Origin of the sequence: Agarivorans sp. TSD2052 (genome assembly GCF_023238625.1) — a bacterium.
Taxonomy (GTDB): Bacteria; Pseudomonadota; Gammaproteobacteria; order Enterobacterales; family Celerinatantimonadaceae; genus Agarivorans.
The window spans coordinates 2,589,998-2,609,552 of sequence record NZ_CP096670.1; the positions used below are offsets into that span (position 1 = coordinate 2,589,998).

Below are 19,555 nucleotides of genomic sequence, written 5' to 3' on the forward strand. Positions count from 1 at the left end.
GTTAAATATTTGACCTTTTTCCAGTGTATTATGTCGGTATATATCTCCACCCCCACTAGCAATAGACGATAAGCTTCACAGATAAGAGCTTAACTAGATTGAGAAATTCATGTTAACGGACAAAAACAAGCAACGAATTCGCCACTGGTATCGCACTCTTCAGGAGCAAAATCCAACATTTGTGGTTAGACCTGCACAAACTGCTTTGATTGCTCAAATTGCCAAAACAATCGCGGGCGACATTGATAAATCAAATCGGGTCCTTTTGGCTGAAGCTGGCACCGGTACCGGTAAATCTCTGGCTTATCTTTTGGCAGCAATTCCTTTAGCAAGAGCCTTAAATAAGAAAGTGGTTATTTCTACAGCGACGGTTGCGTTGCAGCAACAGTTGATTGATAGCGACATACCTTTAGTCCATCTTGCCGCTCACGGAGAATTTCAATTTTGTTTAGCTAAAGGTCGTCAACGTTATTGTTGCGCTCATAAACTGGTTGCGGCGATTGCGCCAGAAGTTGGCTTAACGCCAAAACACCTTGATCTGGTAAAACGGATGGCCGTTGCTCTTCAACAAGGAAAGTGGGATGGCGATAGAGATACCTGGCCTAGCCAAATACCCTGGCAGGTATGGCAGCATGTTGTAGTAGATGGCTTAAGTTGTTCAGCGCAATCTGCCCGGCATAGAAGTTGTCCGTTCCATAAAGCCCGTAAAGGTCTTAAAAAAGCCGATGTCATCGTCGCTAATCACAGCCTTTTACTGGCCGACTTACATGCTGGTAGTGGCCACATTCTACCTGCAGCAGAAGATTGCATTTATATACTAGATGAGGCGCATCAATTTCCCGACATTGCGCGCGACGCCAGTGCTAATCAACTAGGCCTACAACACGCCTTAAAAGAAATTGACAGTATTAGAGCACTAGACAAAGAGCTAGCCAGCTTAATCAACCCTTCCGGTATAGCCAGTGCCAGTTTAAGGCTAAAAGAAGCCTGTACTGAACTTCATCGTTGCTTTAATAAACTGAAAGATATAGCCACCCTTCATAAAGAAGCCTTCGATCAAAGCGGTCATTGGCGTTTTGCCCTAGCTAAAACACCCAGCGCTATCACTAATATCGCAAGTAACTACCATAAAGAAGCCAATAAACTGACCGTCAGCCTACAAACCTTCGCAGGCCTAATTCAAGAAAGTGTGGCCGATAATCAGTTAAAATCATCCCAAGCTGAGGGATTACTTAGCCGCTTAAGTATATTACAACATTTAACCGAATCTTGGGTTGATACCCTTTATAGCTACGCCAATGAAAATAATCAAAAGAACTATGCTTTTTGGTTTAGTCGTAAAGAAAAAGAAATAATGATTTGTAGTTCACCGATTGAGATTGGCGGGGTTTTACAACACTTATTGTGGCAAGATGCTTTTTCGGTGATTGCGGTATCAGCCACCTTAAGTGCACTTGGTAACTTTTGTTACTACTTAGCCCAAATCGGTTTAGCAAAATTACCGAGTGAGCAGCTGATAAAACTCCCCTCTCCTTTTAACTATCAACAAGTGACGCTTGACGTTCCCAACAATATCGCCGAACCCGATCAGCCAAACTTTGCTAGCGATATTGCCGAGTACATAATTAAGGCTCAGCAACATCAAGGTGGCATTTTGGTGCTTTGTAACTCTTACCGCTTGGTAGACCTAGTCGCACAACAATTAGAACAGCACAATTTAGAGAATCTGTGGATTCAAGGCCAATTAACCAACCAACAAGTCATTGCAAAACACCGCGCCAGCATAAAACAACAACAAACTAGTACAATTTTAGCCACCATTGGGTTTAGTGAAGGTATCGATCTGCCCGGAGACTTGTTAACTGACTTAATTATAGCTAGGCTCCCTTTTGCAGTGCCTACCGAACCGGTTATGGCTAGCCATGCGGAGTTACTCGAAAGCCGCAATCAAAATCCGTTTATGTTACTGACCTTGCCTAGCGCGAGTAGAAAACTGGTACAGAGCTGCGGAAGGTTAATGAGAAAAGAAAGTGATTCAGGTAGAATCGTGCTGCTTGATAGTCGGCTAAGTTCTCGCCGCTATGGCAGCCAATTACTGGCTGCATTACCTCCATATAAAAGAAGTGATAATTAATGCTGGAATTGGGACTCGACCCTTCTGTTTTATTCCTTATTATTGGAATAGGCTTAACCGCCGGTTTTATTGATGCCATCGCAGGTGGTGGTGGCTTACTGACTATTCCAGCGCTACTCAGTATTGGCCTTCCACCGCACATTGCATTGGGAACCAACAAGCTTGCGGCAAGTTTTGGTTCAAGTACCGCCGCGTGGACGTTTTACCGAAAACAATTATTTAATCCGGTGTTTTGGTTCTGGAGCTTTATCGCGACTGCAATTGGTGCTTTTTTTGGCACCTTTATCGTCGATTTCATTAGTACGCAATGGTTGGAGAAACTTCTGCCGTTAGTGATTATGGCAACCGCGGTGTATACCATCTTTAATAGGAAGCAAGCAGACGGTCAGGCTGTGCTACCCGAAGCCAACAAAAAGCTCACTAAGCAAATGCTTGGTCAAGGTTTTAGCTTGGGATTTTACGATGGTGTCGCTGGGCCAGGTACGGGCGCATTCTGGACCGTATCATCAATGGCCATGTATAAAATGAATATTTTGCTATCATCAGGCCTAGCCAAAGCGATGAATTTCACCAGCAACTTTGTTTCTTTTATTACCTTTGTGTATTTAGGTCATGTGAATTGGGCCATTGGCTTAACAATGGGAGTGAGCATTATGCTGGGTGCCGTGGTTGGCGCTCATTCAGCGATTCATTTTGGTGCCAAATTTATCCGCCCAGTATTTATTACTGTAGTAATGGTTATCGCAGGCAAATTAGCATGGCAAGCATGGTTCAGTTAGAACTAAAAAAATTAAGCATAAAACTTGAGCAATTAAGGCTACAAGCCGATCAACGCGACCTGCAAGGTGAAAGAAGCGCTTATGCAAAAATGGCAGTCTTAGACGAACGTTTCAGCTGCCGAAGTGACTTGTTTAGCGACTATGTTCGTGAGCTTGAACGCGACCTATTACATATTTATCATTTAAGCCAACTCAGTAAAGATATAGAACTACTGCAAATCTACTGTGATCGATTTGTTGGCAAATTTGCCATGTTGCAAACCCAAATAGACAAAGTAAAACGCTACCAGAAGCGCCAATTCATCCCCCAACAGCAGCGCGTAGCCAGTTGGCAGAAAAAACTTGAGAAAATAATTAATTCAGGCGACCGCCCGCAACTGCAAGACAAGCTATTACAGCAAAAGCAATTTGAGCAACAGTTACAACAAAAAATTGCGGAAAAAAACCAAGTACTTATTCGTAGTAATCCCAAGACAGATACTGCTAGACTAAGCGCCGAGATCCTCAGCTTAAAGAGTCGTTTAGGTGAGTGTCAGAAAACTACTTGGAAACTAGAACAGAAAATTAATCAATTAGAGTCCCGTTAAAGGAGTAATTCATGCGATTCTTAGTTAAGGTTTTAAGCTTATCTCTTGTTTTTTTAGCAAGCTGGAGCGCATACGCGGCAAGCTTTTCTACACCCAGTCATTTTGAAATTATGTATGTTGATAAACAGTCGACCGGCGCTTTCAGTAAAACCAAAGCTAAACTAGACACGGGCTCGCACCAAGTGGTTGTTCGTTACAGCGATAACGTTGGCTCTAGTAATAATTCTGAGATTATTAAATCTACACCTATTGTCATTAATCTTGATATTAAGCAAGGCCAAGACATAGTGCTAAAGGCAAAACAGGAAACAAGCATAAATCGCGCTAAGAAATACGCGGCAAAGCCTACATTTACACTCAGCGACAAAAATGGCAGCAAAGTGAATGAGAGCCATTACCTACTCCCGATGAAGCCAGGTGTTCAATTTTCTCGTGATTACTTAGAAGAAATCGCAGAAATAGAAGCCACACAAGCAGGTAACGCCCCTGCCGTGGCGGCTACAGCAGCTGTAGCTGCGAGTACGACTCCAAAAGCAGAAACCGCAGTAACCAGCTCTACTAACACTGCAGCAGTGGCTGCTACAGCGGTAGTGGCCAGTGATAGCGTAGAGCCCCCTGTAAGCGATAGTGAGATGATGGTGCCCGCTGGTGATAACACAGAGCTGCAAATGCTACAGTTTTGGTACCAACGAGCCGATGCAGCCACCCGTAAACAGTTTCAAATTTGGGTCATTCAACAGCAATAACATGAAGGCCTGAATTACGCTTATCATTCAGGCCTTATTCCCTCTCCACTTTGATTCAGGATAATTATGTCACTCGCCTCTGCCCCTAAGCATGTTCAGTTAGCCGTTGACCTCATTCAGTTGCTCGAAGAAAACCATATTGACCCTCAAACAGCGATTGATGCTTTAGCAATTGTATCCAACGATTGCCAACAAAAACTGCAAGCCAATAACGATAACGACCACGATGTGACTGCACGTAATAGCGGCGTTTAGCCCCCCCTTATGAACTCTGTAATACGTGGCATGATTGAAAAATTGACTGAGATACCACTACTACCGATTGCTAATTCAGCGTAACAAGTAACACTCACTACTAACACTTTCATCAAATAACTTTGCACACTTTTTTCAGCAATAGTCAACACTCTTTTAAACATATTCGGTAACTATAACTCATTCGCTTAAAAAATAGGCTGTTATTTGTGATATAGCACTGAACTTTGTTTAGCTTCCTCTATAAAATCCTCCGTGAACTCAAAACAATACACACCACGGTAATTCACCTAAATGTGAACAAGGAACTACCAAATGAAAAAAATCGCACTACTTTCAGCTGCTGCATTATTAGCGAGTGCCCCAGCAAGCGCAGAATATTTATACGGGTTTGGTAACGTTAGCGTTAACTACCTTGACTGGTCAAAAAACACCCAAGACCGCACTGGTTTCCAAGAAGATTTTGCCTACCTAGAATTAGAAGGCGGTGCAGGTTTTGACTGGGGTGAATTATACGGTTTCTTCGACTTAGAAAACGTACAAGATGGTTCAAGCGAACTACGTACAGCATACAAAGGTAGCGTTGCATACAAAATTGCTGATTCAGACTTCCGTCTATATGCTCAGCATTATGCCACTGACTCACAAAGCTTTTCGGCAAACAATACCGTACTAGGTGGCCAATACCGCCTACAAGGTGATGGTTGGTTCTTCACGCCTTGGATTGGCGCACATATGACAATCACTAACCCAGCTTGGAACGATGGTTTCACTGGCTTTAACGGTGGTATGCTTGGTTGGACTGCAGTATATAACTTCACAGCTTGGGATCAAAAATTCTGGATCTCTAACTGGCACGAATCTGAATTCGCTCGTAAGTCTGACTACACAGATATCTCTGGTGAAAACGACGACGTATCAGCAAACGGCGCTCTAGCGTTTTGGTGGGATGCAACAGACCACGTAACAACGGGTATTCAATACCGCTATGCTTACAACAAGCTAGGCACTATCGGTAACCAAAATGCTGTAATTTACTCACTACGTTACAACTTCTAAGTTTGCAAACGTGATGAGCAAAAAGCCAGGCTAAGCCTGGCTTTTTCATTTAAGGAACAATAAGCTGTATTGCACTTCCACTGCCGCTTTTAGTTACATCAATTCTACTGGTGATTTGTTCTTTCATTTCAGCTACATGAGAAATAACCCCCACCATTCGCCCTGAACTTTGCAAATCAATCAGTGTGCGAATCGCTAAATCTAGTGACTCCTGATCTAAACTGCCAAAGCCTTCATCAATGAACAAGGTATCGAGTTTTATGCCACCCGCATAGGCTTGTACAACATCAGATAACCCTAAGGCCATAGCAAGAGCGGCCATAAAACTTTCGCCACCACTTAAGGTGGCCACCGAGCGCACTTTAGAGGTATAGCTGTCTTCAACTTCAAGCTCTAAGCCAGACGCTTTATTACCCTTGGCTCGCTGTTCTTTGCGAATAAGCTGATAACGCCCTTTACTCATTAACTGTAAGCGCTGACTAGCTTGCAACAACACATCATCTAACAGCACACTTAATACAAAGCGCTGCAGGCTGATTTTGTTTCCGGTTTGGCCATTGGCAACATCGGCCAAGGTTCCAACCACTTGGTACTTGGCTTGTAAGCCTTCTGCATTTTTATCTGCCGCCAACAGTTTCTGTTGAATATCACTTAAGTTAAGTGTGCGACTATTTAGCTGGTTCCATAAAGTATCAGTTTGATTACGCTTTTCAACTAAGTCCTTCAGTGCTTGCTCTAGCGCGACTAAATCTTGCGCCTTTTTGCCTTTCAATTTTTGTTTTAACTGATCAAACTGCGCCGTTTTAGTGGTGTATTGCTGATTAAAACTCGCTACTGCTGCATCAAGTTCAGCAATCTCTTGGTCACTAATCAACGCCATGTTAAACGCATTTTCATTGGCAAAGCTAGATTGCTCTAGCTGTTTTGCAAATATCTGTTGCGCTTCTGCTAAGGCGTTTTGGGCCAGCTTTAAGTTTTGCTGTGCCGCCTGCCCAGCCGCCTGTGCCGCGGTCAAGGCTTCTCGCGCTTTAGCATGGCTATCATTTAATTGCTGAATAGTTTGTTTTAACTGGGTTACTTTTGCTAATTGAAGCTCAATAGCCTGCTCTAGCAAATTGGCTTCTCGGTATTGCTCGGGTAAACGTTGTTGAGCCTGATCCAGCTGCCCTTGCAATACATCTACTTGGCTTCTTATTTGTTGGTAAAGCTCCCTAGCTTGCTCAATGTTCTGCTGGGTTACCTGCTCTGACTGCGCATTTTGTTCCAGCTGAGTTTGTAATGCTGTCACTTTAGCATGCGCGTGCTGGGCGGCTTCTAGTGCCTGCTTAGCGTGCAGCAATTCAGCACTTAGCTGCTCTACACTGAGCTGAGCTTTATTGGCTAGTTGCTGAATCAAGCCTTTATGTTGTTCGCTCCATGCCGCTTGTTGCACCGTTAAGGCTTTATGCTGTTGACGCGCCTCGCTCAGTTTTTCTTGTGCACGCTGTTCAAGCAACCGAGCTTGCTCTACATCACTCTCTGTAGGGAGTTGCTGGAGGCTTTGAGCTAATTGCGGATGCTCTATACTGCCACAAACTGGGCAAGCATCGCCTGCATGTAAGCGCTGCGCCATGATGGCAGCTTGTCCTTGGTGCCAGCTTAGCTGAATTTGGTTGGCGTGTTGTTGGGCAGCGTTATATTCAGATGCCATGCGCTGACCTTGAGCAATAGATTGCTCAATAAGCTGTTGGTTGCTTGCCAACGTTTCATCCAGCTTGGTTAACTGTTGGCCTAACTGCAAACTGTGTTCAGCCGCGCTGACGGCCTTTTGTTGCTCTACTTGAGTATCGGCTTGTTGACGAAGCGCCACCTGCTGTTGCTGCAAGGCTGTTTTTTCAGCCGCAATGTCACCAAGCTGTTGATTTAGCTGCTTACCTTGCTGTGTTTGTAGGCTTAATTTGTCTTTATTGACCTTCAGTTCAGTGGTTAATCGTTCTAGCTCTGCGATAAGCGGTTTAAAGCTTAACAACACACGTTGCTGTTCTTCAGCTGAACCTAACAGTGTTTGTTTTTCAGGAAGCAATGCAAATTGCTGCTCGGCTTCTTTAAGCTCTAGCTTGGCATTGGTTAACGCCGCTTCAGATTGGCTTTGCGCCAAACTGGCTTGTTTCGCCTCATTAAAGCGTTGTAACTTAGCTTTATCAAAGGGCTCAATGGCTAGCGCAGCTCTGGCCTGTTCCAATTGCTGTTGCTGTTTCTCAACCCCAGATTTTTGTTTATTCAACTCTGCCATTGCGGCTTTCAAGGCTGTGAGTTCTGTAAAGTCTGCGCTGAGTAACTTAGCTGCTTCAAATTGCTTGCTAGCACTATCACAGCTTTCTGCAGCTTGTTTTTTCTCTGCCAAGGCCGCTTCTAGAGCTGGCTTTAACTGGTCTAGCTCTTGCTCTAGGCTGGATTCTTCACTGAGGTTAGCGCTTTGCAATATCCCTTCACGAATGTTTTTTTGTTCGGTTGCCGCACTACGAATGCTAGCCGCCTGACTTTTTAAACTCTCTTCGATTCTGCGGTAAATATGGGTTTGGAACAGCTGGCTAAAGATCTTCTCTCGCTCTTTAGAATCGGCCATCAATAGCTGACGGAATTTCCCTTGCGGCAATACCATTACTTGCCGAAATTGGTCTGCGTCTAGCCCGGTTAAACGTTCTATTTCACTATTAGCTTCAGAGACTTTTGCAGGCACCAGTAAACTCTCGCTACCGTCTTGTTCAATGCGAACTAACTGCGCTTCAGGTTTTTGTTGGGTGTAACCGTCTCCCGACTTTTTAAGCCTTGCTTGCTCTGGCACTCGGCGGATCCGATAACGCAGATCCCCCAGTTCAAACTCAAAACTGACTTCGGTAAGTAGTGATTCATCCGCCAAATCACAGCGCATTTGTGCGGCTTCACGCTCGTCACCGGTGCTCTTGCCGTATAAGGCAAAACACATGGCATCTAAAATTGTGGTTTTACCGGCACCGGTTGGCCCATTTAGCAAAAACAGGGGGTTGCGCCCTAACAGACTAAAATTGATAAACTCATTCCCCGCAAAGGGGCCAAAGGCGCTCATGTTTAAACTAATTGGGCGCATTATTGGTCTCCACGGTGCAAGGTTTCGATGGTGTCTTTAAGCAGGCTTTGTTGAGCATCACTGAGGTCTTCACCCGATACTTGAGAGAAAAAGTCATTAAACATGGCGTATTCACCCTTTTTTACATGTTCGCGATTTTGCACAAGCTGGCTGTTTTCTGCCATTAAACCAGTACGTTCTAAATGTAAAACATTGGGGTAAACGGATCTAAGCTTGCCCATGGCATCTAATATGGCTGACTTATCAAGGAGCTTGACCATTAAGTAGTCGTCTTTATTAGGATCTATCTCGCCAGCTTTAAGCACATCAACCAACATACCTTCAATAATTCGCACATCGCGCAAAGGTTTTAACGGGAGTAATTCTATCTGGCAATCTTCACCAATGAGTTCAACCAAAGTAATCGATTTAGCGTGATGTTGTTCGCTAAAAGAATACTTTAATGGTGACCCCGAATAGCGCACATGCTGCTCGCCTTTATACTGTGGGCCATGTAAATGGCCAAGTGCCACATAGGCAAAATCACTAAATAAACTAGGCGTTATTTTGTCAGCTCCGCCAATACTTAAGGGCCGCTCTGACTCAGATTCATCACCACCGTCCAGAAAACAATGGGCGATCACGACTTTGTTATGGCCTTGGCTGTCGTGTCCCGTCACTTGCTCTAGTAATACTTGCATCGCCTCTTGATGGGATGTCGCTTCGCAGTTAAATACTTCCCTAACGGTGGCTGGCTCTGCGTAAGGCAAGCCATAGAATTGCACTGTATCACCGGCTTTGGTGCTAAGCGTTATCGGTTCAATGCTGTCTGTTAAAGGCCCTATTATATGTAAGTCTCGCATATGCCTAGCGGCAAAAGCCAAGCGTTGCGCTCCATCATGATTACCGGCAATCATAATGACCGGTATCGCTAACTCGTTAATAAAGCGGTGCAGAATATCATCCAGCACTTTTACTGCTTGGCTAGGGGGGACAGAGCGGTCAAAAATATCACCGGCTACGAGCAATGCATCTACCCTATGTTGCTGAGCAAGTTCGACAATTTGCTCCAGCACATATTGCTGATCTTCGAGTAAAGATTGGTTATGCAATTGCCGGCCTAAGTGCCAATCTGAAGTGTGGAGAAATTTCATTCAATATCCGTGGGTAAGTAAATGAGAAAACAGATGTTTCTCAAACAACGCTGGGGCTTATTATCGCCAAGCCGCAGATTGATAGCAATCGATAAGCCCGTTGCAACGCTATACTGTCGCGAAAAATTGCAGCTTTTAAGTAAAATCGATTATTGAAACTCGCACGCAAGCAAATAGTCTGGCAACATACCGATAATTACTCACTAAATACCCAAGGATGAAGCGTGTCCGAGCAAGGTTCAACTGGCAATGTACTTGCCGCTATATGTAGCTTTTTTATTCCAGGTCTTGGCCAGTTAGTACAAGGGCGTTTTTTGCCTGCCCTTCTATTTTTTGTTATTACCGGTGGCGGTTACCTAGCTTGGTGGTTGATCGTACCTGTTATTATTGCGGTGATCGTTCATATTTGGGCCATTGTCGATGCGGCGCGCTTTAAGCCAGGAGGCAGCTAATGAAAATATTCACATCTCTCGTTTTGGTCGTTTTTTTATTTGGCTGTGAGTCGACATATTATTCAGCCATGGAAAAAGTGGGTTATCACAAACGTGAAATATTGGTAGATCGGGTCGAAGAAGCGCAAGAAAGCCAACAGGATGCGCAGCAACAGTTCACATCGGCGCTAGAGCAACTTAAAAGCCTCACCCAATTTGATGGTGGTGATTTGGAAGCTGTCTACGATGATGTCAACGAGCAATACCAAGACTCTAAAGCGGCTGCCGAAACCGTAAGCGAACGAATTGACGAAGTAGACAGTGTCGCTGAGGCCCTATTTGATGAATGGCAAGAAGAGCTAGAACAATACCAGTCCACCAGCCTAAAAGCCGAGAGTAAACAACAACTGAACGACACACGTAAGCGTTATGCAGCGATGCTTAAAGCCATGCGCCGAGCGGAAGCCCAAATGCAGCCAGTACTAAGCCGTTTAAACGACAATCAACTGTACTTAAAACATAACCTCAATGCTCGGGCAATTGGCGCAGTGGGTAAAGAGTTTACTCGTTTAGAACAAGAAGTGGCCGATGTTATTCAGCAAATGAGCAAAGCAATTGCAGAGTCTGACAAATTTATCGCAACGATGAAGTAAGTCATTACCTAACAACAGGGCCAGCAGAAAACTCTGCTGGCCAAAGCAATGTTATAGATGAAGTCTGGCACGCCTGCAGCTTTCCCCCCACAATTTTTTACCTTGTGTCTCAAATATTCAAAATTTGAAGAGAGTTTTCCGGTTTTTAGTTAGCAAACCGTGCAAGTAGCAATCACTTTCAACACAGGCTGAGGGGGATATACCAAAAGGGCAAGTAATTAATATACCCAATGCCACATAAATAAACTCATTGGATAGCGTGCATAGAATTAACTAGATAACAAAACTCGCCGAACAAAAGTAACTTTAGGTAACACCAGCCTTAAATTAATTTACTAAGGTTCTGATTTATAATCAGTAAACAGTAATTTACTGCCCAAAAGGCAAGTTTAAATAAACAATAAGTCCACATTTATTGCTTATTGAGACTTGATATGCGTTGTTATTTTCCATTCCTACACTTCACTTTGCTGGCATTTGCCGCTTCGGCACAAGCTCAACAATTCGACGACCTATCAAAAGATGTTTCACCATACAATCATCAACCTCTTTACCAAGGGGTTGATGAATTAAGCAATTACCAAGAGATGAAAAAAAACTTATCGGTAAACTATGGTTTAGACTACCAGATTCAAGCTGCCCCTATAGCTCAAACAGATGGCTATGGGAACAACTACCTCGACAACGAAACTGACTTAATCATTCAAAAGCGTTTTTGGGAAAGTGAAGATGGCTATGGAAAACTAATATTTGCAGGTGTAATGGTGAATATGCTGAACAATAGCTACACCCGTAAATTTGCCGACGATGTAGGGTTAGGACCTAGTCAGCCAAATGGAGGGATGACCGGCCCTGATCAAAACATTACCGCCATCAACGGATTTTGGTGGGAACACCAATTACTCGATAAGCACCTTACTTATCGATTAGGCCACTTATATACCACCCGATTATGGGCAACTAATAAATACTTAAGTGATGACCGTAGTACATTTATGGCATCTGCTTTCTCACATCAAGGTTTAAGTTGGACAAGTGGGCAGCGCGCCTTAGGAGCAACCGTATCCATTCAAAACAACTGGGCCTATGCCCAGGCTGGTTTTAACGATGCTAAACCCAATGGCAAAGACATTGATTTTGGTAGTTTTACCGACGGTAAAATGGTAGGTCATTTAGAGTTTGGCTTCACCCCTCAGTTCAGCTTTGGCAGTGGTGAATTTAAAATCAGCCTAGCTGATATAGACGATACCACCAGCACAATTACGTCACCAAACGAAATAGATGCGAACAGAGCTGGCCAAACCATATCAATTAGCATGAGCCAAGGCATTGGAAATGTCGGATTATTCGCCCGTTACAATCGCTCATATCAACGTTATGCTGCTAAAACAAAAGCGGTTGCAGTAGCAGGAATTGTCATCAATGATTTAATAAATAACCAAGATGTATTGGGAATTGGTTACGCTGAAGTAGAGCCTATCGACCGTATTCGTCGAGACTATGGAAACGAAAAATCGATTGAGTTGTACTATGACTTTAAAGTGACGAATCGATTAAGTATCGCGCCAGATATCCAACATTACTTCACCAAGTCTGCCACACGAGGAGTAAGAAAAGCTGGTGATACAATCTTTGGGCTGCGCCACCGTTACATGCTTTAATTTTCTACCTAGCACGCCAATAATTAGCTTTAATTTAAAGCGTGATACTTTAAAAAGTATCACCCGTAAATCATCAAAATGAATTAAACGCTAAGTAAGGTCTGATTAGCTACAAAACTAAATAGCTGTGGGCTGCTTGACCAATAGCGCCTCTACAATGTAGCGTTGCTCTGCCCCGCCACTGAGCTGATTAAAGGGATAACAGGTAATCAGGGTTAAGCGGTTATCGTCGCTAGGCGCCATAAAATGCGTATCGCTTTGATGAGCAACTTGAGTATTCACCACTTGATACAGTAATACGCCACCATTATTGTCTTCAACTTGCAGTAGATCGCCTTTATTTATGGCGGCTAAGTTAGCGAAGTGGGTATCGCGATGACCCGCTATCACGGTGTTGCCGACCTCACCTATGTTTGCCCCGCTCAATACTAAGCCAGGGCCAAAAGCCAAGGTGCGCCCCGACGCCCCCGCTAATACAAACACAGAGTCTACTTGGTGTTTGAAACCGATACTTTCTTGTTTTGTCACAAAACTAAGCTTGGCGACGGGGTAAGTATCGGCCCATTGCCAAGGTTTATGGGGTTGTTGGTCATCTAAGGTTTGCTGCCAAGCTTGAGCAATTAAAAATTGTGCTAAATAGGCCTTTGCTTGAATGTATGCGCCATGGCTTAACACTAACAAGCCAAGTAGAAACAACGCGCAAGGCACAGGGTGTTTTGCCAAAAAGCTGATGCTCATATCAAATCCTTACAGTTAGGCAATGGTATCTGAGGTGAAAAGGTAGGGGCTGTAGGGGCTGGCTAATGCGGGCCTAGCTTGGTGCCCGCATCAACGCATTGAGCCATTAGCGGGTCAACGCTGCTGCAACGGTGGATTTGCGCCAGCCCTACCTTGTTGATAAATCAATCCAAGTGCCACCATTAACAGCAGCAATCCAACTAGCATGGTTAATCGGCTAGAGGTAGACGTTTGGGGTAATACGCCACCCGCTTGCCAACCTTTAGGCATGCCCCCATCAAGCTGTTTGTCTAGCGCAGTTATCCCCTGAGGTTTAGCAGGGCTTAAGTCTACGGCCACCAAACTTGTTTGCGAGCTAACTAAATGATATTTAAGTGCCAGCGCTAATACTTGCTTGTCTACTCGCGGCTTATTGGCAGCGTTTTTATTTAACTCTAAGGCGGCGATCTGTTGACGCGCCCACAATAAATCTAAGCCTGCGACTTGTTGACTAGCTGGATAATTAGCACTTTGCAGATTGACATTACGCTGCCAGAATTGCTCTCCAATATTGCCGCTAATCACCAATTGTTGCTGCGAGCCACTCGCGAATTTAATGCTCACCATCAAAGGTTGGCCGCGATACACATCAGGGATATTGGCAGGCCAGTATTCAGGCACGGTACCGTCGCTAAAGGCAAGTTGAACGTCACTCACTACCGGGTGCGCGATTTTCTCAAACAAGCTAGTGACTTTGTGTTTAACTTCACTCTGCTTACCAATATAGGTGAACGTGCCCTTACCTAGCTCGGCGGCGCGTTGCATAAAGTGGGAATTGGGTGCTGAACCGATCCCAATGGTAAATAAGCGGCTATCACCCAGTTGGTTATTGATGAGCTCAAACAACGCGGCTTCATTACTCACCGAGCCATCGGTAATAAAGATCACTTGGCGTAACCGTTTCTGTGATTGCTCATTCTGCTTGGCATCGCTTAGTGCTACCTGTAATGCGCCAAACATTTCGGTGCCGCCATCAGCGCGTAAGCCGTTAATAAATGCTTTGGCTTGGTACAAATTGTGACTATTAGCCACAACGGATTTAGCCAGAAAGCGGCGGTAGTTCGAATTAAACTCAATAATATTGAAATAATCGTTACTGTCTAAGCCGCGTAAGGCCTCATGCAACGCCTCTCTGGCTTGAATCATTGACTCACCCGACATAGATCCAGAGGTATCTATCACCAACACTAGCTCACGCGGCACATTAAGTAGATCGGCCTTATCGCCTTGCGGAGGCATAAGCATTAGCAGCGCGTAATCGTCTTTGTTTAACTGACCACGGGGTTGATGAGTAAGCCCATGCTGACTGTACACCGCGGCCTCGGGTCGCGAACCAATAATAGGTCGCCATTTCAATACAAAGTCACGATTAGCATCAGTGTTTAATAAGCGAATATCGATGCTGCCATCATCGCGTACTGTCTTAGCAATAGGATGATATTCACTTTGCAAGGTGTCTAACTCAAAGCCGCTATTTAGGGAAATGTGTATATTTGCCTTTAACGGAGGTGTTTGTTGCTCAGCTTGTGCATATTGGCGAAAGCTATGCTGCATTAGTTGCACAACATCATCATAACGACTGCTAGGCGATGGCTGATATGACTGCTCCATCAACGAAGCAAGCGACAAACTGTTGCCTTGCTCATCAGTCAAACTATTTGCCATTTGGTCTCTAAATATTTGCGGTGTATAACGCGGATTAACTACCATAGGAAAACGCAAACTAAACTCCCCATCCTGGTATGCCACTTGTTGCTGATAACTAATGGTGACTTTCAGCGTTTCATTAGGGCCAAGGTTGGCTACCGCTGTAGTGAAAATATTAGGTCGCAATTGCTCAACTAAACTTGCTCGCTTACCTTCTCTCTTAGCCGTGTCAAAGGTGCGTTTAGCTTGTTGTTTCTCTTGAATTTGGCCTTCTATTTCGCGCTCACCAATAATAAGCTGCATTTGATCAACCGCAGCTTGATTAGGCAAAGGAAACATATAAGTGCCATTTACCCAATCTTGGCTTTGGTTAACAAAGGTTTGGCTTAGCGTCACTCGGTTGGTTAATCCTGATACTGTCATTTCAACGTCAGTATGCAGGGGTAAACGCTGTTGGCGTTGGCCATTTGCGTCAATAAACACTAAGCTGCCTTGGCGTATTTCATCCCGTTCTGCGGCTTGTTTGTCACCTTGCTCTGCAGCTTGGCTGGGCGACATAAAAGCCGCCCATAACACAATGATGGCACCACCAACCGAAACGCTATGGCAGAAATGAGTGGCTGTACGTACTACATCAATTTTCATTAGGCTACCTCCCTTAGCAATAGTGATTATTGGGCTGCTAACATGCCGCGCTCAGACATCAGTTTTAAGGTGACTCGGCGGTCAAAAAAGTTATTTTCTAAGTTAGCTTCAGCGCTTAATGGCGCACTATCACCAAAGGCTTGCGAATTAAGTCGAGACTCTGCGATACCTTGGTTGATCAAATAGCTTCTCACTTCCGCTAAACGCTGCTCAGATAATGCTTGGTTGTAACTTGAGTCTCCTTGGCGATCGGCATAGCCGGTTAAATTGAGCTGTAAGTCTGGCGATAGCGACATTGCGTATACGACGTCATCTAATTGCTGTTTAAAGTGAGGTTCTATTAGCGATGAGCCGGTTTTAAACTGTACGTTTAGACCAATGGCTAACTCTTCTAGTTTTTGCTGCTGAGCCTCTTTCAATTGCTCTAACTGTGAGTTGAGCCGCACGTGCTGCTGAGTAAGAGACTCAAGTTGTTCGCTACGTTGAGCCAGTACTTGTATCTCATCTTGCTGCTGACTCAACTGCAATTGTTGAGCACCAAGCTCTTGCTCGTCGGCGACCGATTTACCAATCCACACCCCGGTAAACCCACCAATAAACGCGCCAACGGGGCCGCCAACCAAAGCACCGATCGCCGCGCCAGAGCCAAAACCAATCATTTCTGTTTTGCCGTTGCGGCTGATGGTTTGATCTGAACTTTCGCTAGCGATGGTGGCATTAGATAAGCTAAGGGTGCTGATAACGGCTAAGGCAATTAGATGCTTTTTCATGGAATGTTTCCTTTTCAGTATGGTTAATCAGTGAGTTGATTAGATTGGCTTGGATGCGCCAAGCCTTTCGATGACTTCATTAAACAGGACTGAAATGGCACTGAGGGGCGTTAAAAGTGGCAGTTCGCTTATCAATTGTGGCAACAAAATGGCAATTTGCCTCAGCCCACCAAAGTGCTGAGAAAATCATGTATAGTCTATGCAAGTCAGCAGCTTATAACTTAGTAAAAACCATGAAACGAATTGCTATCGTAGAAGATGAAGCGGCCATCCGCGAAAACTACAAAGACGTATTACAGCAACAAGGCTATAGCGTGCAAGCTTATGCCAATCGCCCTAGTGCATTGGCCGCCTTTACCACCCGTTTGCCTGATTTGGCTATTATTGATATTGGCCTAGAAGATGAAATCGACGGCGGCTTTTCGTTGTGCCAATCGCTGCGCGCCATGTCGAGCAGCTTGCCGATTATTTTCCTTACCGCGCGTGACAGTGATTTTGACACCGTATGTGGTTTACGTTTAGGGGCCGATGACTACCTCACCAAAGATATTAGTTTTCCGCATTTGGTGGCTCGCATCGCCGCCTTATTTCGCCGCTCGGAATTATTAGGTGCTGCGCAGTTAGAAGATAACCTGCTAGAGCGTGGCCCTTTAGCGATTGACGGAAATCGCATGCAAGTATTGTGGAATCAACAAACCATTGAGCTTACAGTGACCGAATTTTGGATGGTGCATGCGTTAGCAAAACGCCCAGGTCATGTGCGCAGCCGCCAAGAACTAATGACCGAAGCCAAGATTTTTGTTGATGACAGCACCATTACTTCGCACGTAAAGCGCATTCGTAAAAAGTTCTTAGTGGTTGACCCAAACTTTGAGTGTATAGACACCGTGTATGGAATGGGTTATCGCTGGGACAGTGTTGCCTAATGCTACCGGTATTGCCTATAGGCCTTCGTGCTAAAGTCACCATTTTGTCACTATTTCTACTGTGTTTACCGTGGCTGGGTTACCAGTACGTATGGGAAATGGAAAAATACCTACGCCTAGGCCAAGAAAAAACCTTAGAAGGCACCACTCAGGCCCTCGCTACCGCCCTGCACGAGCGCCCCAAACTGTTTAATAGCCAAGCCAGCTTTTTAAGCCAAGTACAAAAAGGCCGAGATTTATACGCCTACCCGCTTTCTGGGCCAATACAACTAGACGGAAAACTAAACGACTGGCAAGATTACCAACACCGCATGCTGCGCTATGGCGAAGACCATGTCATTTATCAAGCCGATCCCGATACCCCTATTACTAGCGAATTTACCCACATGGTGGGTAAATTTGGCCGTTATTTATATGCCTACTTTGAAGTCACCGACCAAGATGTTGTTTATCGCGGTAAAAATACCCTGCGTGTTGATAACAATGACCATTTAGCCATAGCCACACTCGCACCCGACGGCGAGTTTAGGCGCTACATTGTAGCCACCACCGAAGATGGCTGGATTAACGCCTTTGAATTACCGTTAGACCCAAGCCTAAATACCCCAGTAAAACCTGAGGTAAAAATTCAAGGCCAATGGTTAAAAACGCCTAAGGGCTACAATATTGAACTGCGGATCCCTTTGTCTATGGTAGGCAGTAAGCTGGGCTTTTCTATCTACGATATTAACCGTACGCCTAAACGTGAGTTGGTGTCGGTAGTTGGCACATCAGCACTCGATACCGTAGATAACTTGGGTACGGTGTTGGTGCCCTCCCCTGAGATAGAAAGCATCATTAAAGGCATGAGCCACAATAGCTCGCGCATTTGGGTGGTGGATAAACATGGGCGGGTATTGGCTAAATCTGGGGATATTCGCAGTACTAAAAGCATTTGGGCGCGTAGTTTAAGCCCTGAAAACAGCGACTCTTGGTGGAGCCAATTTACCAAACAATACCTGCACCCCTTGTACTACAAAATACTCACCAAGCCGCCGCAAGATTTTGTTGATTCTTTGCAAGACTCTACCCAACTAGAAGGTAGCCATATTCAACAAGCCCTTAGCGGAAAACCCGGCTCTACTTGGCGTTTAACCCCCGATGGTCGAGCAGTGGTATTAGCCGCTGCCAGCCCCATATGGATAGACGATAAAGTCATGGGCGTGGTGGTGGCCGAAGAAACCACCAACGGCATTCGCACCTTGCGTAACCGCGCTTTAGAGCGCCTATTTAACATTATTTTGTTGGTGATGGGCGTGGGTACTTTATCGCTATTTTTGTTTGCCTCAAGCATTTCTAGCCGTATCCGTAAATTACGCGACCAAGCAGAAAAAGCCATTGATAGCCAAGGGCGAGTAACTGCTACCTTACCCGATTCAAAAGACCGTGACGAGATTGGCGATTTGTCTCGTAGCTTTGCCAGCATAGTTAGCCGTTTAAGCCAATACACCCACTATTTAGAAAATATGTCTTCGCGCTTATCTCATGAATTGCGCACACCTGTTGCTGTAGTGCGATCTTCTCTGGAGCACTTAAACCTGCAAACGCTTGATCAAGATACCCAAAAATACGTAGATAGAGCCCAAGAAGGGGTGAACCGTTTAAACATGATCCTCAACAACATGAGTGAAGCAACACGGCTAGAACAAAGCCTGTCGCAGGCCGAAACCAGCACCTTTCCGTTGTCTAAAGTGGTGTCTGGTTGTATGCAGGGTTACCAATATACTTACCCAGAACAAGCCTTTGATTGCAACATAAGCCCTAATACACTCAATATTGTTGGCGTACCCGAGTATATCGCCCAACTAATGGACAAGTTAGTGGCCAACGCCATGGAATTCAGCTTGCCAGACAAACCTATTACCGTGAGTTTTCAACAAGACAACAAAGATGCCGTATTGCTGATTAGCAACCATGGTCCCACCCTGCCTGATAACATGGTTGAACAAATATTTGAGTCGATGGTGTCTATTCGTAGCCAACAAGCCCAACAAAAACCACACTTAGGGTTGGGCCTGTACATAGCACGGTTAATTGCCGAGTTTCATGGTGGCACAATAAGCGCGCGAAACTTTACCGATAACAGTGGCGTTGAGTTTTGTGTAAGGCTGCCTTTAGGGTAACAGTTAGCACACTGAATTTGAGCGCTAACAAAAGCAACAATCTATAGTTAGGCTGCTTGTTCAAGTGCCTGTTTATAGGGCCAG

General features: G+C 44.8%; 16 protein-coding genes. 11 read left to right on the forward strand and 5 right to left on the reverse strand.

Translation table 11 applies throughout. The features are described from left to right. Positions 1–109 precede the first annotated feature (109 nt). The 6 genes from dinG (at position 110) to M0C34_RS11765 (ending at position 5,560) form a co-directional block, all read left to right on the forward strand. On the forward strand, positions 110–2,134 hold the full coding sequence (gene dinG, locus M0C34_RS11740; protein WP_248711872.1) for an ATP-dependent DNA helicase DinG: 2,025 nt from the start codon (positions 110–112) through the stop codon (positions 2,132–2,134). After that, positions 2,134–2,913, forward strand: coding sequence for a TSUP family transporter (locus M0C34_RS11745; protein WP_248711873.1), 780 nt, complete (start codon positions 2,134–2,136; stop codon positions 2,911–2,913). The genes dinG and M0C34_RS11745 overlap by 1 nt, the downstream gene beginning before the upstream one ends. After that, positions 2,892–3,500, forward strand: coding sequence for a primosomal replication protein PriC (gene priC, locus M0C34_RS11750; protein WP_248711874.1), 609 nt, complete (start codon positions 2,892–2,894; stop codon positions 3,498–3,500). Before M0C34_RS11745 ends, priC begins: the two co-directional genes overlap by 22 nt. Positions 3,501–3,511: 11 nt before the next feature. Then, positions 3,512–4,246, forward strand: coding sequence for a YccT family protein (locus M0C34_RS11755; RefSeq protein WP_248711875.1), 735 nt, complete (start codon positions 3,512–3,514; stop codon positions 4,244–4,246). 66 nt (positions 4,247–4,312) lie between these two features. Continuing rightward, on the forward strand, positions 4,313–4,501 hold the full coding sequence (locus M0C34_RS11760; RefSeq protein WP_248711876.1) for a DUF2496 domain-containing protein: 189 nt from the start codon (positions 4,313–4,315) through the stop codon (positions 4,499–4,501). A gap of 315 nt (positions 4,502–4,816) precedes the next feature. After that, on the forward strand, positions 4,817–5,560 hold the full coding sequence (locus tag M0C34_RS11765; RefSeq protein ID WP_248711877.1) for an outer membrane protein OmpK: 744 nt from the start codon (positions 4,817–4,819) through the stop codon (positions 5,558–5,560). A 49-nt stretch (positions 5,561–5,609) separates the two neighbouring features. Here the strand turns inward: M0C34_RS11765 and M0C34_RS11770 are convergent, their stop codons facing one another. Next, positions 5,610–8,666 carry an AAA family ATPase gene (locus tag M0C34_RS11770; protein WP_248711878.1) on the reverse strand — a complete coding sequence of 1,019 codons (3,057 nt, stop codon included), beginning with the start codon at positions 8,664–8,666 and terminating at the stop codon, positions 5,610–5,612. Continuing rightward, entirely contained in the window at positions 8,666–9,799 is a 1,134-nt protein-coding gene (locus M0C34_RS11775) for an exonuclease SbcCD subunit D (protein ID WP_248711879.1), read from the reverse strand. Before M0C34_RS11775 ends, M0C34_RS11770 begins: the two co-directional genes overlap by 1 nt. A gap of 224 nt (positions 9,800–10,023) precedes the next feature. On the opposite strand from M0C34_RS11775, the gene M0C34_RS11780 reads away from it, so the two are divergent. From M0C34_RS11780 to M0C34_RS11790, 3 genes are all read left to right on the forward strand, one after another. Then, positions 10,024–10,251, forward strand: coding sequence for a hypothetical protein (locus tag M0C34_RS11780; protein ID WP_248711880.1), 228 nt, complete (start codon positions 10,024–10,026; stop codon positions 10,249–10,251). Beyond that, positions 10,251–10,883, forward strand: coding sequence for a DUF2959 domain-containing protein (locus M0C34_RS11785; protein WP_248711881.1), 633 nt, complete (start codon positions 10,251–10,253; stop codon positions 10,881–10,883). The genes M0C34_RS11780 and M0C34_RS11785 overlap by 1 nt, the downstream gene beginning before the upstream one ends. A gap of 434 nt (positions 10,884–11,317) precedes the next feature. Beyond that, complete coding sequence (locus tag M0C34_RS11790; RefSeq protein WP_248711882.1) at positions 11,318–12,544, forward strand: carbohydrate porin; 1,227 nt, start codon at positions 11,318–11,320, stop codon at positions 12,542–12,544. 117 nt (positions 12,545–12,661) lie between these two features. On the opposite strand, the gene M0C34_RS11795 is transcribed toward M0C34_RS11790, so the two are convergent. The 3 genes from M0C34_RS11795 to pdsO all read right to left on the reverse strand — a co-directional run bounded on the left by M0C34_RS11795 (position 12,662) and on the right by pdsO (position 16,383). Beyond that, on the reverse strand, positions 12,662–13,282 hold the full coding sequence (locus tag M0C34_RS11795; RefSeq protein ID WP_248711883.1) for a class GN sortase: 621 nt from the start codon (positions 13,280–13,282) through the stop codon (positions 12,662–12,664). Positions 13,283–13,396: 114 nt separating this feature from the next. Next, positions 13,397–15,613, reverse strand: coding sequence for a marine proteobacterial sortase target protein (locus M0C34_RS11800; protein WP_248711884.1), 2,217 nt, complete (start codon positions 15,611–15,613; stop codon positions 13,397–13,399). Positions 15,614–15,639: 26 nt separating this feature from the next. Then, positions 15,640–16,383 carry a sortase-associated OmpA-like protein PdsO gene (gene pdsO / locus M0C34_RS11805; protein WP_248711885.1) on the reverse strand — a complete coding sequence of 248 codons (744 nt, stop codon included), beginning with the start codon at positions 16,381–16,383 and terminating at the stop codon, positions 15,640–15,642. Between the two features lie 233 nt (positions 16,384–16,616). On the opposite strand from pdsO, the gene pdsR reads away from it, so the two are divergent. Together pdsR and pdsS are read left to right on the forward strand one after the other, a co-directional pair. After that, on the forward strand, positions 16,617–17,309 hold the full coding sequence (gene pdsR, locus M0C34_RS11810; RefSeq protein ID WP_248711886.1) for a proteobacterial dedicated sortase system response regulator: 693 nt from the start codon (positions 16,617–16,619) through the stop codon (positions 17,307–17,309). Continuing rightward, entirely contained in the window at positions 17,309–19,471 is a 2,163-nt protein-coding gene (gene pdsS / locus M0C34_RS11815) for a proteobacterial dedicated sortase system histidine kinase (protein ID WP_248711887.1), read from the forward strand. The genes pdsR and pdsS overlap by 1 nt, the downstream gene beginning before the upstream one ends. Positions 19,472–19,555: the final 84 nt, after the last annotated feature.

Excerpts from the sequence above, each read along its gene's own strand:
- dinG (WP_248711872.1), top strand. The coding sequence starts at position 110 with ATGTTAACGGACAAAAACAAGCAACGAATTCGCCACTGGTATCGCACT.
- M0C34_RS11745 (WP_248711873.1), top strand. The coding sequence starts at position 2,134 with ATGCTGGAATTGGGACTCGACCCTTCTGTTTTATTCCTTATTATTGGA.
- priC (WP_248711874.1), top strand. The coding sequence starts at position 2,892 with ATGGCAAGCATGGTTCAGTTAGAACTAAAAAAATTAAGCATAAAACTT.
- M0C34_RS11755 (WP_248711875.1), top strand. The coding sequence starts at position 3,512 with ATGCGATTCTTAGTTAAGGTTTTAAGCTTATCTCTTGTTTTTTTAGCA.
- M0C34_RS11760 (WP_248711876.1), top strand. The coding sequence starts at position 4,313 with ATGTCACTCGCCTCTGCCCCTAAGCATGTTCAGTTAGCCGTTGACCTC.
- M0C34_RS11765 (WP_248711877.1), top strand. The coding sequence starts at position 4,817 with ATGAAAAAAATCGCACTACTTTCAGCTGCTGCATTATTAGCGAGTGCC.
- M0C34_RS11770 (WP_248711878.1), bottom strand. The coding sequence starts at position 8,666 with ATGCGCCCAATTAGTTTAAACATGAGCGCCTTTGGCCCCTTTGCGGGG.
- M0C34_RS11775 (WP_248711879.1), bottom strand. The coding sequence starts at position 9,799 with ATGAAATTTCTCCACACTTCAGATTGGCACTTAGGCCGGCAATTGCAT.
- M0C34_RS11785 (WP_248711881.1), top strand. The coding sequence starts at position 10,251 with ATGAAAATATTCACATCTCTCGTTTTGGTCGTTTTTTTATTTGGCTGT.
- M0C34_RS11790 (WP_248711882.1), top strand. The coding sequence starts at position 11,318 with ATGCGTTGTTATTTTCCATTCCTACACTTCACTTTGCTGGCATTTGCC.
- M0C34_RS11795 (WP_248711883.1), bottom strand. The coding sequence starts at position 13,282 with ATGAGCATCAGCTTTTTGGCAAAACACCCTGTGCCTTGCGCGTTGTTT.
- M0C34_RS11800 (WP_248711884.1), bottom strand. The coding sequence starts at position 15,613 with ATGAAAATTGATGTAGTACGTACAGCCACTCATTTCTGCCATAGCGTT.
- pdsO (WP_248711885.1), bottom strand. The coding sequence starts at position 16,383 with ATGAAAAAGCATCTAATTGCCTTAGCCGTTATCAGCACCCTTAGCTTA.
- pdsR (WP_248711886.1), top strand. The coding sequence starts at position 16,617 with ATGAAACGAATTGCTATCGTAGAAGATGAAGCGGCCATCCGCGAAAAC.
- pdsS (WP_248711887.1), top strand. The coding sequence starts at position 17,309 with ATGCTACCGGTATTGCCTATAGGCCTTCGTGCTAAAGTCACCATTTTG.